16 protein-coding genes and 1 pseudogene are annotated in these 17,139 nt (G+C 33.9%); 4 read left to right on the top strand and 13 right to left on the bottom strand.

Annotated elements, in window-relative coordinates; translation table 11 throughout:
• Positions 1 to 23: 23 nt before the first annotated feature.
• The 3 genes from AC1B0Z_RS04560 to AC1B0Z_RS04550 are packed head-to-tail and all read right to left on the bottom strand — an operon-like array spanning position 24 to position 4,508.
• Positions 24 to 2,744 carry a T9SS type B sorting domain-containing protein gene (locus AC1B0Z_RS04560; protein WP_483794368.1) on the bottom strand — a complete coding sequence of 907 codons (2,721 nt, stop codon included), beginning with the start codon at positions 2,742 to 2,744 and terminating at the stop codon, positions 24 to 26.
• Positions 2,745 to 2,773: 29 nt separating this feature from the next.
• Positions 2,774 to 3,601: an ABC transporter permease gene (locus AC1B0Z_RS04555; RefSeq protein WP_483794367.1), complete on the bottom strand. Its 828-nt coding sequence runs from the start codon at positions 3,599 to 3,601 to the stop codon at positions 2,774 to 2,776.
• 10 nt (positions 3,602 to 3,611) lie between these two features.
• Positions 3,612 to 4,508, bottom strand: a complete 897-nt coding sequence (locus tag AC1B0Z_RS04550) for an ABC transporter ATP-binding protein (protein ID WP_483794366.1) — start codon at positions 4,506 to 4,508, stop codon at positions 3,612 to 3,614.
• A gap of 121 nt (positions 4,509 to 4,629) precedes the next feature.
• Between AC1B0Z_RS04550 and AC1B0Z_RS04545 the strand changes: the two genes are divergently transcribed.
• Positions 4,630 to 5,703 (top strand): hypothetical protein, encoded by a 1,074-nt coding sequence (locus AC1B0Z_RS04545; protein WP_483795243.1) that lies wholly within the window; start codon positions 4,630 to 4,632, stop codon positions 5,701 to 5,703.
• Here the strand turns inward: AC1B0Z_RS04545 and AC1B0Z_RS04540 are convergent.
• The 7 genes and pseudogenes from AC1B0Z_RS04540 to AC1B0Z_RS04510 form a co-directional block, all read right to left on the bottom strand.
• Positions 5,700 to 6,212 carry an IS1096 element passenger TnpR family protein gene (locus AC1B0Z_RS04540; RefSeq protein ID WP_483794365.1) on the bottom strand — a complete coding sequence of 171 codons (513 nt, stop codon included), beginning with the start codon at positions 6,210 to 6,212 and terminating at the stop codon, positions 5,700 to 5,702. The genes AC1B0Z_RS04545 and AC1B0Z_RS04540 overlap by 4 nt on opposite strands.
• A gap of 31 nt (positions 6,213 to 6,243) precedes the next feature.
• Positions 6,244 to 7,260 (bottom strand): COX15/CtaA family protein, encoded by a 1,017-nt coding sequence (locus AC1B0Z_RS04535; protein WP_483794364.1) that lies wholly within the window; start codon positions 7,258 to 7,260, stop codon positions 6,244 to 6,246.
• Positions 7,247 to 7,711, bottom strand: a complete 465-nt coding sequence (locus AC1B0Z_RS04530; RefSeq protein ID WP_483794363.1) for a GNAT family N-acetyltransferase — start codon at positions 7,709 to 7,711, stop codon at positions 7,247 to 7,249. The genes AC1B0Z_RS04535 and AC1B0Z_RS04530 overlap by 14 nt, the downstream gene beginning before the upstream one ends.
• Complete coding sequence (locus tag AC1B0Z_RS04525) at positions 7,711 to 9,129, bottom strand: CCA tRNA nucleotidyltransferase (RefSeq protein ID WP_483794362.1); 1,419 nt, start codon at positions 9,127 to 9,129, stop codon at positions 7,711 to 7,713. The genes AC1B0Z_RS04530 and AC1B0Z_RS04525 overlap by 1 nt, the downstream gene beginning before the upstream one ends.
• A gap of 113 nt (positions 9,130 to 9,242) precedes the next feature.
• Positions 9,243 to 9,617, bottom strand: a pseudogene (locus AC1B0Z_RS04520) (GxxExxY protein).
• Positions 9,618 to 9,644: 27 nt separating this feature from the next.
• Positions 9,645 to 10,214 carry an L-threonylcarbamoyladenylate synthase gene (locus AC1B0Z_RS04515; RefSeq protein WP_483794361.1) on the bottom strand — a complete coding sequence of 190 codons (570 nt, stop codon included), beginning with the start codon at positions 10,212 to 10,214 and terminating at the stop codon, positions 9,645 to 9,647.
• The gene (locus tag AC1B0Z_RS04510; protein ID WP_483794360.1) at positions 10,207 to 11,316 is read right to left on the bottom strand and encodes a glycosyltransferase family 4 protein; all 1,110 of its coding nucleotides are present in this window, start codon (positions 11,314 to 11,316) and stop codon (positions 10,207 to 10,209) included. Before AC1B0Z_RS04510 ends, AC1B0Z_RS04515 begins: the two co-directional genes overlap by 8 nt.
• A gap of 163 nt (positions 11,317 to 11,479) precedes the next feature.
• On the opposite strand from AC1B0Z_RS04510, the gene AC1B0Z_RS04505 reads away from it, so the two are divergent.
• A complete protein-coding gene (locus AC1B0Z_RS04505; RefSeq protein WP_483794359.1) occupies positions 11,480 to 12,280 on the top strand; it encodes a lipopolysaccharide kinase InaA family protein in 801 nt (266 codons plus the stop codon).
• 67 nt (positions 12,281 to 12,347) lie between these two features.
• A complete protein-coding gene (locus tag AC1B0Z_RS04500; RefSeq protein ID WP_483794358.1) occupies positions 12,348 to 13,292 on the top strand; it encodes a glycosyltransferase family 4 protein in 945 nt (314 codons plus the stop codon).
• Here the strand turns inward: AC1B0Z_RS04500 and AC1B0Z_RS04495 are convergent.
• Entirely contained in the window at positions 13,284 to 14,051 is a 768-nt protein-coding gene (locus AC1B0Z_RS04495; RefSeq protein WP_483794357.1) for a glycosyltransferase family 2 protein, read from the bottom strand. The genes AC1B0Z_RS04500 and AC1B0Z_RS04495 overlap by 9 nt on opposite strands.
• A gap of 43 nt (positions 14,052 to 14,094) precedes the next feature.
• Between AC1B0Z_RS04495 and AC1B0Z_RS04490 the strand changes: the two genes are divergently transcribed.
• Entirely contained in the window at positions 14,095 to 14,913 is an 819-nt protein-coding gene (locus AC1B0Z_RS04490) for a glycosyltransferase family 2 protein (RefSeq protein WP_483795241.1), read from the top strand.
• Here AC1B0Z_RS04490 and AC1B0Z_RS04485 read toward each other — a convergent pair.
• Both AC1B0Z_RS04485 and AC1B0Z_RS04480 read right to left on the bottom strand, forming a co-directional pair.
• Positions 14,903 to 15,967 (bottom strand): glycosyltransferase family 9 protein, encoded by a 1,065-nt coding sequence (locus AC1B0Z_RS04485; RefSeq protein WP_483794356.1) that lies wholly within the window; start codon positions 15,965 to 15,967, stop codon positions 14,903 to 14,905. The genes AC1B0Z_RS04490 and AC1B0Z_RS04485 overlap by 11 nt on opposite strands.
• Positions 15,968 to 16,055: 88 nt before the next feature.
• Positions 16,056 to 16,871, bottom strand: coding sequence for a 2,3,4,5-tetrahydropyridine-2,6-dicarboxylate N-succinyltransferase (locus AC1B0Z_RS04480; RefSeq protein ID WP_483794355.1), 816 nt, complete (start codon positions 16,869 to 16,871; stop codon positions 16,056 to 16,058).
• Positions 16,872 to 17,139 lie beyond the last annotated feature (268 nt).

The following is a 17,139-nucleotide window of genomic DNA, read 5'->3' as shown; positions in this document are numbered from 1 at the left end:
ACTTGTGGTAAAATTTCAATATGTTAGTTTTTTAGAGTGAAGTGATCTTTAAAAACCCTACCATCTTGTAGTTTTACAGAAAACCAATAGTCATCCGTGGGAAGCATCTGTCCATTCGCCAAACCGTCCCAACCTTCGCCCGTAGGTGATATTTCCTTTATAAGTTTGCCATATCTGTTGAAGATTAATATTTTACTATCGGGTTGAAACATCTCAGATACGCCATATAGTTGCCAAGTGTCATTTTGTCCATCGTTATTTGGAGTAAAAAATTTGGGGAATCCAATAACTGAAACAGCATCTTCAACAACACCGCACTCGTTTTCTATGTCCTTTACGAGAACATTGTAAATACCTGGACTAATATTTTCAAACACATTACTTTCTTGGTAAGGTATGATCACTTCGTTATTCTGTTTTACAAGACTAAATTGATAGCTCCCTTCTCCGGAAACGTTAACAGTTACTTTATTATTTTGTGTTACATCAATTACGTCTATTGAATTTATAGTTGCTGGATTGGAGGGTTGAATTGTAACACTACGTTGTTTAGAACATCCAGTAGAGATATCGGTAACTATAACCGAGTAAGTTCCTATCTCATTTATGTCTATGTCATAAGTTTGATCGCCTGTAGACCAGTTATAGCTGTAGTCAGAATAATTTAAATCTACAAGTCCAGCATCAATAGAAATAGTTTGAGGAAAAAAGTTTGTACAATAAATGGCTGTATCCTCTGTAATAATTTGGGGCAGTGTATTCACCTTTAGCAATACCTCACTAATACCATAGCAGTTATTATCATTTTCTACCCTTGCATATATCGTTTGAGAATAAGGGGTAGCATTAGTGTAAGTTTCTTCTAGAATGTTCTGTTCCAAAAGCGCATCTTCGTAGGTTTCAAAATACGTTATGTCTAAATTAGAAGGTAAACCATCAGTGACTTCTGCATTTGCATTCATGAGATTAAAACTATATTGTCCATCCTCTGTACCGTCGTCATCACACACGGTAATTTGTGTGTCAAAAGAGTCTGTAACACTTACTTCTAAGGTTAATTCTGTATCTGTTATACACAGAGTTTTCCCATTAAATACTTCAATATATATAACTTGAATGCTACTTGTATTTACAAAATCCTCGGGTTTCTCAACGGGGATTGTTCGTGCGGCATCTAAAAAAAACCTCGCAGATAAATCTGCATCTCCACCTGTCAAATCCACAATTGCTTCTTCTAGATTAAAACGAGTAAATCCATCTTTGCTACCGTCTTCATCACATTGAAGGATGGTATGGTTGTATCCAACAGGGTTTTCGTTAAATATTACAAATGCCTGTCCTTCAATGGCACATTCACCGTTGTTGGGGTTGATAAATACTTCATAGTGGCCAGACTCTATGACGTCCAAATCAAAGTCTGTATCAGGTAGGGGGATGCCATCCTTCGTCCAATCATAAGTTGCTCCTGGTATGACTTCGGATGTCAATGTATACAAGTCATTTTCGCAAAGCGCAAGATTTATTTGGCTTTCACCGTTTTTTATAATATCGATTTGAGTATTAAAAAAGGACGCAACAAAAGGAGGTAATCCTTGTGAGGATTGCGCAGGAAATAGATTAACGGTATTGTGGGTGTAATTGGATGCCGTTCCTACAGCATTAGGGTCTTCTATAGTACCCAAACCACTTGAGCCACTCGCATAGGTCTGACTTAGCGCTCTATATATTTTACCATCTGGTCCTAATTGAAGTGCTCCTCGGTAAAGTTGACGTTCATCCAGTATCACTTGAGAGTCTTGAAAATTGGTAGCGCTGTAATTAAATTGATATAGTGTAGCATAATGATTTGCAGGATTATCATTATTTATTGGGTTTTCCCTGTCGAAGAAATCATTAGTGGCGTTAACGTATAATAAGTTACTATCTGGTGAAAACTCGACACCATAAGCATAAATAGTTTCATTTGCACCGTTTAATATTAACTCCCTTTGGTTTGATACTCTACCAGTACCTGTATCAAAATCATAAATAAACATGCCGTTGCTGGTGTTGGCGCAAGCAACTTTCTCTCCATCGGGAGATAGTTTAAGATATCCTCGTGCATCGTCAATAGATATTGGAAATGAGGATGTTACGGAATTTGGATTTACTCCAGTAGCTGAAATTTCAAAAGCATGAAACGTATTGAAGACACGTTCTGTACCGTCAGATGAGGCAAATGTAAGAAGCCAAATTGAACCATCTAAACAATCTTTTAAAACCGCAGTAATTTTTTCAGAACAACTTTGCAGTAAATTAATATTTCTGGTGGTTACTTCTCCCAAACCATCATTTAAAGACATATCAACTATCGAGTAGTTTAAGCCTTGATCTACACCATCGAGTAGGTTGTCAACAGTAAATACATAGTAAATATCTGGATCATTTGGTTTTGGTACAATTATTCCAGACTGCGCACTTGAAGAGTCTCCAAAAAGTCCAAAACCATTAGACATTACGCCATGGTTCTTATCCCAAACGGTAAGGCCATCGGTGTAAAACAGTAAATTACCTTGTTCATCCGAGATGCTTGAACATCCTTCTCGCGTATTCAATTGTCCATCCCGAACGACGCTAACTGAATTATTATCCAAATTAAATTTTAGGCCAGCATTTTCACCGAAGTACCAATTTGCAGCCTGCCTTTGGGCAAATAGGCCAAGGGCAAACATCCATAGCAATACGAATAGTGCAGTTTTTTTCATCTTTTACATAGCAAATGCTACCAAAGATATTACAAATCGCGCTTTTTTAATAATCTATACGATAAAAAGATGAATAGGGCTGTCCAACCCAGTACTATCGCTATTTCATACCAGTGTACTGCATAATCGTATGCCAATTCTGCTTTATCGGGAAATTTTGTCATAGCTATCCGTTGAAAAGGTTGATCAATAAGCTTGTACATAGATTCTAATGGTAAAAAGTTCTTTAATTTGAAAGCGTTATCCGTACTTCCAAATACCTCGTAAGCTCCCCAAAATACTAGCCACTCAAAAATATAAAGCACAAATAGAAAGGCTAAGGCGAATGCTGAACGTTTTACCAACATTCCTAGAAATAAACAAAGACTAAAGAAACCTACTAGTTTTACAAAATAGCCTAGTAAAAAGTTCATTTCTTGAATGATGATACCAAACTCATTATAGCTTGAATAAAATAAACCAATACATAAAGAAATTAGTCCAATTAAAATTGTAGAAACTAAAGAAAAGAATATAATTGTGTAAAACTTTGAAAGAATAAATTCTTTCTTGCTCAACCCATCTATAAGGTTTTGTTTAAGGGTTTTGTTGCTGTATTCATTACCTATCATGCTTACAACCACAATGGCAAAGAAAAACTTGAATTGTGATGCAAAAAACGTTGTTAAATGCCAGATAATAGGGAAGTTAAACACACCCAACTCACCAAGTTCTAAAGTAAAAAAACCAAAAACATTGATTTTTATCGAGGATAATAATATGACTAAAAACGGCAAAACAAACGAAATAAAAATTAGTACTTTACTCGTTTTATTAAGTAGTAGTTTTTGTAACTCTAATTGTAAAAGACGTAACATTGGCAGTGGGTTAGTTGTTATCAGTTAGTTGTAAAAATTGTTCTTCAAGGCTTTCTTTTCGTTGTACCAAATGCGTCAACACAATACCTTCTTTAAAAAGTTGCTTATTAAAATCTTCAGAGCTTAACGGCTGGTTTAAAAATGCCGTAACTAAATTTTCCTCTACTTTTACTTTGCCAAAAACGGGATCTTTTTCAATAGCTTCAAGCAGACCTTTTTGGTTGTTACATTTCAACTCAAAAAATCCGTGACTTGAAATCATTTCATCCACGCGCCCAGAATATAATTTCACACCTTTTCGTAATACGACCACATGAGAACATACTTTTTCTACTTCATCCAATAAATGCGACGCCAATAAAATAGTAGTGCCTTGATTGGCAATTTCCTTTATTATTTGTCGAATTTGATGGATACCTTGTGGGTCTAAACCATTGGTGGGTTCATCTAAAATTAAAATTTCAGGGTCGTTCAATAGGGCAGAGGCAATCGCTAAACGTTGTTTCATACCCAAGGAGTAGGTTCTAAATTTACTGTTTTTACGTTCAAGCAGCCCTACTATTTCAAGTTTTTCGTCAATTTTAGTAACGTCAACTCCTTTTATTTTGCATACCAATTTTAAGTTCTCCGCAGCGGTCATGTACGGATAGAAGTTAGGCCTTTCAATGATAGCACCCACTTTTTTTAGTGCATCATGGGTGGTTATACTCCCATCAAACCATTTAAAATTGCCAGATGTTCTATTAACTACGTTAAGCACAATGCCTAAAGTTGTCGATTTTCCACTACCGTTAGGCCCTAAAATACCATAAACGTTTCCTTTATTAATGGTGAACGAAAGGTCTTTTACAGCGGTGAGATAGCCAAATTTTTTGGTAAGATTGTTGATTGTTAAAATTGGTTCCAAACGTAAAGATTTTATACTGAGAAGAATTCAGTGATTGATTAGTTATATTCTTAAGACGATGATTGGTTAATTTTGTTACATTAATGCCAATAAAATCTTAAATTTGGGTAACGACAAAATTATGGAAGATTTAAAAATTTCAAAGAAGAAACCCTCGTTCCCAATTTCCGAAAAACTGAACGCTTATCTTTCGGATTACAGCAGAAACCTTAAACTTCCAATCTTTTATGATGATTTGCTAAGGTTTCAAGGTGCTATTGAAGTACTTGATAAAGACGATGAAGACACCCTTTGGGTACGGGTGTATTACAGTGAATTTGATAGGCAAGAAATAGATGCCTCGTTAAAAAAAGTGTATACCATATTACATTCAGATGGAAACGAAGATATTTTTCCTTTTTTAAGCGTAGACGCCATAGACTACTGTACTTTCGGTAATTCTAAGCCTTTTAGAATAAAAGTTAGAAATGTTTTGAACGATAACTACACTTATTTTTATGTAAAAACCGCAGATGCTTCTAGGATTTACGGATTAGAGTTAGAACACATGCTATCGCCGTATAACTTGAATTTTTTGGTAAGCAACAATACACTAATTGAAGAACATATAGCTGGGATTCCTGGAGATGTTTTTATTAAGGATATGTTGCCTCAATGTACTAAAAGCGAAAAAGCTCAAATAGCAAAGGAGTTTGTAAAGTTTAACGAACGTTGTATGATTCGCCTATTGGGCGATATGCGCTCTTATAATTATGTAATTGTGCCTACGCATGATTTTGATAAGGTAGTTTATAAAATTAGAGCTATAGATTTTGATCAGCAATCCTACGAAGGGAAGTTTAATATATATCGCCCACAGTTTTTTAAGGAGAATTTGGAGATGGTAAAAATAGTATCAGATTCTTTTCAAAAGCTATCTATAGAACAGTATAAAATTGAAGAGCGCTCTATACTTGTAAAGCGATTAAAAAGTTATAATTCCCGAATTAATGAACTTTTAGAATGTATTGTTAAGGACAGTATTTCAACAAAAGAACATATTGATTTATTAAAGCTTAAAATTTTTGAGTATACCCATGATGTAAGTTTTAAGAAATGTAAAACCATGGGGGATATTCTAGAAAAGGCCTTGGAGTTTTTAGTGAACAACTATGAAAACGTTAATCCTTTGAATATAAGGAAAAAACGCATTTAGTTCCAGTTTTCATCGAAATCTAAATTGTCGTAATCTTCGACATCAATACCGTCATCAAACTCATTAAGGTCATCACTATCTTCAGCCTCAAAAATACGGTCTGGAGCAGCTTCTGGCACTTGCCCTTGAACAAACATAAGGTTGGGGTAGTCAAATCCTTCTACCACTTCTACAATTTCAGCGAGTTCGACATAAAAGGTCCACATACTTAAAAAGTCGTATACATATATCAACTTGGTTTGTGCCTCATGAACTACATCACTAATTTCAGTTTCATTCATTAAACGTGCAGAACCATCATCACTTAAATCAAATAATGAAATTTCTTCCCCTTGGTCCCATTGGTCATTGCTAATGTAAAATGATGCCATTTCGGTGCCGTCAAACCCAAAAGATTGGGTAATGATATTGTGTAAACCTTCTAAAGAATCGGTTTCGCGAATCTCTAAATCTCGAAAAATATCCTCTTCAGTATCGTTATCTAAGATGACTCTAAATCTATAAATCATAATTGAAATGTGTTGCCACAAAGATATAGTTTTATTTGCTAAACCTATGCAGTGTAAATACCATGGCAGATAGTAACAAAAACGCACCAACTTGATGGGCTACGCCCAACCATACCGGTACTTGAAGTAAGATAGTAAATACTCCAAGCAAGAATTGAATGAATACCATTATTAATAAGGCAGCAACACCAATAACTTGATATTTTGAAAGGATTAATTGTTTACTTTTTCGCCATATTAAAACAATCGTAATCACCACAACATAGGCCAAAATGCGATGCACAAACTGTACACCACTTTTGCCTTCAATAAAGTTTTTGTACAATGGGTTTTGTTCAATGTAAACTGTTTCGTGCATAAACTTACCTTCACTCATCATCGGCCAATGGTTGTGTATCCAGCCTGCATCTAAACCAGCTACAAAAGCACCGTATATTATTTGGATAATTAAAATCACCAATCCAAAACGCACTAGGTTTCTAAAAGAGGTGTTGATCTCTTTTCTATGCGGAAAAATTAAATCTAAAGCTACCCAGAAGGTGTAGGCAAATGTGAGGAACGCAGTGGTTAAATGTGCAGCTAGCCTATAATGGCTTACGTCTGGCCTGTCTACCAGTCCGCTTTTTACCATATACCAGCCCAAGAACCCCTGAAAACCGCCCATAAATAGCAATATCATTGCCTTTTTTGTAGTTCGTTTTGTGAGCTGTTTGGTGACTAAGAAATATAAAAATGGTATGATAAAAACTATTCCTATCAAACGACCTAGAACCCGATGTAACCATTCCCAAAAGTAAATATCCTTAAAATCTTCTAAATCAAAATGATTGTTTAGTTTTTGATATTCGGGGTATTGCTTGTATAAATCAAAAGCTTCTTGCCATTCAGCCTCATTCATTGGCGGTATTGTTCCAGATATCAATTTATAGTTAGAAATTGATAAACCAGAATGAGTTAACCGCGTAATTCCACCAACAATTACCATGATAAAAATCAATATACATCCAGTGAGTAACCAATAAATAATGCGTTTGTTATCCTTTTTCATAACCTAATTCTTTTTCAAAACAAATACTATTATCCACACCTATGTATGGACCAAAATTTTCTATAATTTGATAATTATTCTTTTTGTAAAAGCCAACAGCTTCAACTTGCCTTCTTCCTGTTTCTAGGATACAACTTTCAAATTTCAATTCTTTTGCCCAAGTTTCTAGCTCGGTTAAAACTTGTGTTGCAAGTTGTTTGCCTCTGTAGTTTGGAACGGTATACATCCTCTTAATTTCAACTTTTCTATCATCAAAAGGTTTAAAAGCACCACAAGCCACAGGTGTATTTTCTAGATATGCTACAACTACATGTTTTAAAACATCTATGCAATTGTACTGCATGTAAAATTCATGCTCCTCCCCATCAACGGTTTTGAGATAGTTGTTGAGTTGAGCTACCAAGTTTACAAAACCTGAATGTTTAGAATTTGTACGTACTAATTTCAGCATCAATCTTTTGCTTTAATTCCTAGTTCTTTTCCTTTTTGCAACATTAATGCATAAGCGGCATCATGTTCATTTGGTATATCACCTTCTAAAATAGCTTCTTTAATGGCTTCTTTTATCATGCCAATTTCTCTTGATGGTTTTAGGTTGAAAGTTTTCATTATCTCTTCACCTGAAACTGGAGGTTGAAAATTGCGAACATGATCGCGTTCTTCTACCTCAACAATTTTTTCTCTTACCAGCTTAAAATTATTATGATATTTGTTAAACTTTTTTGGGTTTTTTGTAGTGATGTCTGCTTCACAAAGTGTCATCAAATCATCAACATAATCTCCAGCATCAAAAATTAAGCGTCTTACAGCTGAGTCTGTAACAATGTCTTGAGCAAGCACAATCGGTCTTGAACTCATTAATACCATTTTTTGTACAAATTTCATTTTATCATTCAATGGCATTTTTAAACGCTTAAACAAATGATATACCATTTTGGAGCCTTCAAATTCATGCCCATGGAATGTCCAGCCCACCTTTTTGCTAAAACGTTTGGTTGGTGCTTTACCAATATCGTGCAGTAGGGCGGCCCAACGCAACCAAAGGTTATCGGTGTGTTTAGCAATGTTATCTACAACTTCAAGGGTATGGTAGAAGTTGTCTTTGTGGCGCTGCCCTTCTTTTTCATCAATGCCCTTTAGCGCAGTTAATTCAGGTAGAATATGCTTTAATAATCCCGTTTTTTCTAATAATAAGAAACCGATTGATGGTGTTTCGCTGTCTAATATTTTATGAAGCTCAACAACAATTCTTTCATTGGTAATTATTTTAATGCGACTAGAATTTTTTGAAATGGCACTCAAACTTTTGGCTTCAATTTTAAAATTAAGCTGAGTTGCAAACCTTATGGCGCGCATCATTCTTAAAGGGTCGTCACTGTATGTAATATCAGGGTTTAGAGGTGTTCTAATGATGCCATTCTTCAAATCATTTATTCCATTAAATGGGTCGAGTAGCTCTCCGTATGATGCTTCAGATAAATTAAGCGCCAATGCGTTAATGGTAAAATCTCTTCGATTTTGATCGTCTTCTAGTGTCCCATTTTCAATCACGGGGTTTCTACTATCCTCGGCATAAGATTCCTTTCTGGCACCAACAAATTCCACCTCAATATCTTTATAGCGCAACATTGCTGTTCCGTAAGTTTTAAAGACTTGTACCTTAGGTTGTGTTGGTAAATTTTCGGCAACCTTTTTAGCTAATTCAATACCGCTACCTATTGCAACGATATCTATGTCCTTTGCATCTCCGCGTTGTAGTAGCAAGTCCCGAACAAAACCGCCAATAACGTAGCTTTCTAGATTTAGTTGTTTTGCAGCGCTTGAAATAGCCTTAAATATATCGTTTTGTAGTGCTTCTTTGTAGTTCATACTTTAATTGCCACGAATTCACCAATTATTTTATGTCTCAAAATAAATTACTTTTAATAACATAAATGTTCTGAATTTCATCGATCCTCGGTAATACTATCGCTAGATGGATTTTATAATATTATTCTTTTATGTTGCAAACCGCCTTTATGAAAGTTTCCTAAAATAGCAAGTTTGTTTTTACTGACTTTAAGATAGTTAATACATTGAGAGATGTGTTTGTCATGTATACTTTCGGCACATTTCAATTCTAAGATGATTTTATTGTACACAATAAAATCAGCATAAAATTTGTGTGATAAAATAGTGTCTTTGTAATGAACCATATATTCTTTTTTTTCTTTCAAAAGGAATATTCATGCCCTTAAGTTCGTACTCAATTGCGTCTTTATAACTATTTCAGAAAAACCGCTTCCTAGGTTATTATAAACCTCAAATAACACACCCACAATTGTATAACTCTCATCTTTGTAAAGAATATTTGTCATAAATTATTTAGTGCATTAGTGGCTGTTTTACTTGCGTAAAATCTTTACAATACTGCTATTATCAATTTGAATAATAGACGCAGGTTTTGTGCAATTTTTTTGCTTTTGCAAATTTACGACATAGTCCACACCTTTTAAAATGGTAGGGGCTATTTCTTCATAAGATTTTGGACTGGCTTCTCCCTCGATACATGCCAAGGAAGTTGCTATGGCACAGTTTGTTCTCCTAAGTAGTTGATAACAAAACTCATCGTCTGGAATTCTGATAGCTATAGTGTTGTTTTTCCAGTATAAATTTGTTGCTAAATTTTGTGGCATATCATAAACTATCGTAGTTGGTGTATCGGCAATCTCAATAATACTTTGTGCTGCATCAGGTATTTGTTTTACATATTTACCTAGCATACGGTCGTCTGCCACCAGACATGTAATGTTTTTTGGGTTGTCGCTTTGTTTTAGTATTAAAAGTTTTTCAACACTAGATGCATTATTAGCATCACAGCCTATAGACCAACAAGTCTCTGTTGGAAACAAAATGAGTTTTCCAGCTTTTATGGCTTCAACAGCACTCTTAATTTCTAAATTAAAGTTAGGCATCTTTTAAAACATCTTTATAAATTTTGATAGTTTCTTGAGCCATATTAGAAGTAGTGAATTTCTCTAATAATTTGTTATGACTTTTTTCTAAGAATTGTGATTGTAACTCCTTAGAAACAGCCAGTTTTAATATATACTTGCTTAGAGTTTTATCATCATGCATTTTGGCTAAAAATCCATTAACACCGTGTTCAATAACTTCAGGAATACCACCAACATCAGTGCTAATTATTGGCGTTTTATGGTACATGGATTCATAAATAAATTGTGGTAAACCTTCGCTTTGGGATGTCATTAGCGATATATCAAACTGAGGAATAAAGTTTGACGCATTAGGGGTGTAATCCATAAAAATGATGTGGTTGTTTAAATTATGAGTTTCTACTTCTTCCAAAAGTGCATCGGTTCTTTCGCTAAATGTTCCAATTTGAACAAACACAAACTCTTTTCTTTTTTTAATATTAATAATATTATGAACAACCTTGATAAAGGTTTCTAAATGTTTAGCTCTAATATGGTTGCCAATATTTCCAATAACGATTTTATTTTTTGAAATATCATATTTATCACGAATTTTAAAAGGTGTCTTTTTACTTTTTGTCCTTAAGTTGGTGCCATGATAAACTGTCGCCAATTTACTTTTGTCCTTTATGGCTTTTTCTGAAACCCTTTTAGTTTCTTCCGATACACAGAGGATTTTTTTAATTCTTGGGTAGTTGTATTTAAACAAAGTCTTTTTGCGCTGTTTTATGGGGAACGATGTTTTTTTACTAAATATAAACGGCGGTAGGTTATAAATTTTATCAGCAATTATTGAAAGTTGCAACGCGCCTGGGTCGTGAATATGGATTAAGTCTATATCTAGTTTTTTACAAGTTTTACCAAGTTTAAAAACATATCTTAAGTCTATTTTAATTCTAAGAGGTGCGGTTTTAAAGGCAATTTCAGATTTTGACAGGCGCTTATGGAATGGCGTATCTTTAACACATAGCACTGTGTTTTTTATTTCAGGATTCGTAATTGCCAACTCATTGCACAAATTTTCTATATGATATTCGCCACCTCCCCAATTTGTTACTCCAGATACGTGTAAAATATGCATAAGCCCTGTTATTTGGAAGTTTTAAAACTTTAATCAAAGGTAGAATTTGTATGTTGATTACACAAATGTTGGAGCAGATTAACTAAAGCATCTTCTAGAGCTTTTACTCTAATTTATTTAGATATATTTGCAGAACTGGTAAGCTAAGATTCTTGTTTTTTTGATGCATAAAACCCTAGTTGTACATCCCGACAATTCTAATTTAAAAAAAGAGATTGCTGCCGTAATTTCTAATTTTGAAGATTATAATGATATCCTTGGGGATGCAGAAAGAAATATTATCAAAAATATAGCTTTAAATGATAGGATATTAACGATTAAATCATTTAAAATTCCCAATGTAGTCAATCAAATTGCCTATCGGTTTTTTAGAAAATCTAAAGCAGAACGTTCTTACAGGTATGCTATGAAATTGATAGGCTTAGGTGTCAAAACGCCGCCTCCTGTAGCTTACCAAATAGAATTTACCCGATTTTTATTCAAAAGAAGTTACTACATCAGTGAGTTTGTAAATGCTGATTTAACATACAGGGAGCTAACCACAGATTTTGATATTAAGGACCACGAGGCTATTCTCAGGGCATTTACAAGGTTTACTTATCAACTTCACGAAAAGGGTGTACATTTTTTAGATCATTCACCAGGAAATACACTAATCGAAAGAACAAAAGAAGGTTATAATTTTTATCTGGTTGATTTAAACCGGATGGAATTTGGAATCTTAGATTTTGATACAAGATTGAAAAACTTTTCTAAACTTACCATTCATAAACCCATGATAGAAGTAATGGCTAATGAATATGCAAAGTGTACGGGAGAAGATGAAGCCAAAATTTTTAATGCGATGTGGAACCATACAAAAGCATTTCAAGATAGGTTTTATAGAAAAATTAGAATTAAGAAGCGCGTGTTTTTCTGGAAAAAGAAATATAAGAACAGAGTATCTGAATCGCCAATAAAATAATGAGGAAACGGTAATGGGAGAACAACTTTATTTTGCGATTGTCCACAAGTGGAAATATTTGATAGCTATGTTTAAGTCAAAATTCCACTGCACTTCGGACGGAATGGATAAAGTAGTTTATGTAGCACGGGAGAAAGATAAAGACTGGATTTTTGGCGCTAAGGTTAGGCGACTTTCAAGATATTCTTCACTAAATGCTGTAACGCATTATCATAATAAATTAAGAGATTTGCCAAATGCAGATGGCTATTTTTACATTTATCAAAACTATTTTTGTCGTTGTATTAGGAGTACGCCTAGTATCCTTAAGAAACGAAATGTAGTGATGTTTACGCATCCTAATTGGTCAAAAAAATACTCAAAAACACATGTGGTTTGGTGTTTAAACAAAGCCGATGTTATTATTTGTTTAAATTCTGATGTTAAGGCATATTTAATCACGTGCGGTGTAAAAGCAGAGCTGCTTGAAGTATTGCACATTGGTACGTCTTCAAAACTATTTTATTTACATGAAAGAGGAAACGGTGATATTGGATTTTGCTCAAACTTTGGGGAAAGAAAGAATCCTGATTTGATATTTGATATTATTAAAAATATGCCCAAAAGAACCTTCCATATGATAGGCAGAAATTGGGAAGATTATAATAGGTACGATGAGCTGAAAGACCTACCAAATTTTGTGTATCATAATAATTTGCCTTATGAAAGCTATCCCGATTTATACAATAAATTAGATGTATTTGTTTCTCCCTCTTTATTAGAAGGCGGGCCAGTGCCTATTTTAGAAGCAATGATGTCCAATTGTGTGCCAGTTGCATCAAAAACGGGATTTGCGCCTGATTTAATTAAACATGGTAAAAATGGCTATTTATTTGATTTAGATGCTACGTACGAAGATGTAGTACCTTTAATTGAAAAAGCCTTTAATATTACAGAAGATATTCGTCAATATGTAATGCCATACACATGGGAGAATTGCTCCAAAACTATTGACGGTTATTTTTTAAGATGATTCTTTTCTTCTCTGTAGCTCCCAGAGTTTTGTGTATTTCAAGAAAGTAATATTTGCGGTTTGTGCACAAATCACCAATCCATTTATGCCATCCAGAATGCCAAGGCGTAAAAAATAAGCTTTAAAAAATGCCCAAGTAGGGTTAAAGGTCATTTTAAAATAGTTTGATTTTTTTCCTTTATCAAAATATGCTTTTGCCGCAATTGTTGAGAAATATTCTGTTTTATTATTAAATTCAGAGTAGTTCTGGTAAGTCCAGTGCAATATATCACCTTTTAAAAATCCTGCTTTAACATTTTTATTTAATAAACGCACATTATCGTGTGGGTTTATTCCTTGCCATTCGCCTTTTCTTCTATCAAAAACCCTTAGTTTTTTATTAGGATACCAATCGGAATATTTTATCCATTGCCCACAAAAATTATTGAACCTATTGCAGAAATAGCCATCATTTTTCCAATTCGATTTCAATGAAATGATAGATTTTTGAAGTGCTTCCGAAAGTGCTTCATCTCCATCTAAAGACACAACATAATCGTAAGATGCTTCCGAAAGTGCAAAATTCTTCTGTTCAATATATCCTAAAAATTTTTGCTCCACGAATTTGACATTAAATTTTTCACAAATCACTTTGGTTCTATCTGTTGAAAACGAATCTACAACAACAATCTCATCTACTACATTCACCAAAGATTCTAGGCATCTCTCAATGTTTCGTTCTTCATTGAATGTAATTATAACGCCAGATAGTTTAATCATTATTGCCCTTAAAATTTTGATAAAAATAGTTATTTTTGAAGCAATGAGCGCAATTGATATTTCAGTAATTATAAGTACCTATAATATGCCCCAGTGGCTGGAAAAAGTATTATGGAGTTACCAGTTTCAAACCTATAAAAATTTTGAAGTAGTAATTGCCGATGACGGTTCTACCGATGATACCAAATCATTAATCACAAATATCGCGTCTAAAGTAGATTATCCCATAAATCATGTATGGCATCCTGATAACGGATTTCAAAAAACCATCATTTTAAATAAAGCTACAGTAGCTGCAAAAGCAGATTATTTAGTGTATACGGATGGTGATTGTATCGCCAGAAGTGACTTTTTGGAGGTTCATTTTAATAAAAGACAGAAAGGTTATTTTTTATCAGGAGGGTATTTTAAGTTACCTATGAGCATTAGTGAAATGATAACTAAAGAGGATATTGAGCAACAAACCTGTTTTGATATCCAGTGGTTAAAAAAGAATGGACTTAAATCTTCTTTTAAAAATAATAAAATTACTTCCAGTGGCATAAAAGAAGCTGCGCTTAATAATTTTACACCAACAGCTGCAACATGGAATGGGCATAATGCTTCAGGCTGGAAAAAAGACATTATTAAGGCCAATGGATATGACGAGCGCATGCAATATGGGGGCGAGGATAGAGAGCTTGGAGAACGATTATTTAATGCAGGTATAAAAGCAAAACAAATTAGATATTCTGCAATTTGTTTGCATCTTGACCATGAAAGAGGTTATGTTAAGCCTGAAATGATTGCAAAAAACAAACAGATTAGAGCCGAAACAAAAAAGAACAAAATAAAACGAACAAAATACGGTATTACAAAATAGAACGTAAAAACGCTTTAAGTTTAGGTTTTATCATTTCTGGAGTAAATATATCGTATAATTTTTGATATCGTTTTTTAATCTGTTTTGGGCTTGTGTCTTTAAATAGTTCTGGTTTCACGTCTTTTAAATGGATAGAATCATTTCTTGTTCCATCTTCAAAGATGTTCCATGCTTCTTTTAAAATCCATGGTGAAAAAATTGAAAAAGTAGGTTTATTAATGGCTTTTGCCATATTTATAGCGCCGCCTTCATTTCCTATTAAAGCATTACAATGACTGGTTAAAGCTATAAATTCCCTAAGATCTTTTCCAAATACATGTAAATGGATATGATTTTTGGTTTTAGATTTACAGAGGCCTATTATTTTTTTTACATCTTCAATTTGATTAGGAATATAATTAAATAACAGTGCGCCTTTCGTTTCAGCCACTATAAAATCAATCAATTCTGCCATATATTGTAGTGGATATGTTTTTGTTTCATCACTCCCCAATATGCTCATCATAAATAATGGTGATGACAAATTAATCTTGAACTCCAAAAACATCTTTTTTGCCGCTTCTATCTCATCCTTTTTTAGATATATTTTTGGTTGTGGATATTCTAAGATTTCTTTTATACCCAAAGGTTGTAAGAGTTTAACCCTATTCTCTATAGCTAAGCCAGCATTTGAAACAGGAACTTTACTCTCCTCAAACGTATGCGTATATAAAAATGAGGTATACCATTTGTGTTTAGATATTTTTGTTTTCGCACCACTAAATAGCGTTATCAAATTACTGGAAAAGGTAGAATATACATCAATTACAACATTGTAATTTTCCTTTTGTATCTTCTTTAGAAAGGAAAAAAACAGTGCACTACTTTTTTCTATGTTAGGTGTGATGATTTGAAAATTATCAATATCAGGATGGTTTTCTACAACAGGAAGTGTGTGTGAGTTAATTAAATAGTGCAATTTGGCATTAGGAAAAGACTCGCGCAATAAAGAAAAAAGAATACTACTGGTGAGCACATCTCCAATCATTTTTTGTTGTATAACCAAAATCTTCATACCGCTGATGAAATTACAAATAAAAAATTCCAAATTCCATTTTTAACTTTTGGAATTTGGAATTTAGCTTGTTTTTCAAATTTATACCTTATACCGCCACATTATGCTCTCTTAGAGCGTCATTAAGCGATGTTTTTTTATTGGTACTTTCTTTGCGTTTTCCAATAATTAAGGCACATGGCACATTATAACTACCAGACGGGAATTCTTTGCTATAACTACCTGGAATTACCACTGAACGCGCAGGTACAACACCTCTATATTCTTTTGGCTCTTCTCCTGTAACATCAATAATTTTTGTACTCATGGTTAACACTACACCAGCGCCTAAAACAGCTTCAGTTTCTACTCTTACACCTTCAACAACGATACAGCGCGATCCAATAAAAGCATTATCTTCTATAATAACAGGAGCAGCTTGTAATGGCTCAAGTACACCGCCAATACCAACACCACCTGATAAATGCACATTTTTGCCAATTTGCGCACAGCTACCTACGGTGGCCCAAGTATCTACCATTGTACCTTCATCAACATAAGCTCCTATATTTACGTAACTTGGCATTAAGATAGTACCGGCAGAAATATAAGCACCATGTCTTGCAACAGCATTGGGTACAACGCGAATGCCTCTTTCGGCAAAATTTTTCTTTAAGGGAATTTTATCGTGATACTCAAAAATACCCGCTTCCAAGGTTTCCATTTTTTGAATAGGAAAATATAAAACAACAGCTTTTTTCACCCATTCGTTTACCTGCCATCCACCTTCTATAGGCTCTGCAACTCTTAATTCCCCCTTATCTAAAAGAGAGACTACATTTCTAATAGCGTTAGTTGTTTTGGTGTCCTTTAAAAGCTCTCGGTTCTCCCAAGCATTTTCTATAGTTTGTTGTAATTCTGTCATTAGTATCAATATTTTGGGCAAATATACTATCTAATGCCTAAAACAGATGTATTTATACCCTTTAATTATTTTGAAAAATTAACCACCATTTTTGAATATTTTTTAGCGTTTCATCACACTTTTTCCCTTTGAAGAATTATTTTTTGCAGATGAAATACATTTTTCGTGTATTTCATCGTTAAAATCAAGCACTTCCACTATTCATCGATAGAACTTCTCCGATTTTCTAATAATCGAAAATTCAGTGAGGTACAACTAATTTATTGTA

This window comes from Hyunsoonleella sp. J2K-J805, from assembly GCF_057167125.1.
This window is presented reverse-complemented; position numbering and strand designations above follow the sequence as displayed.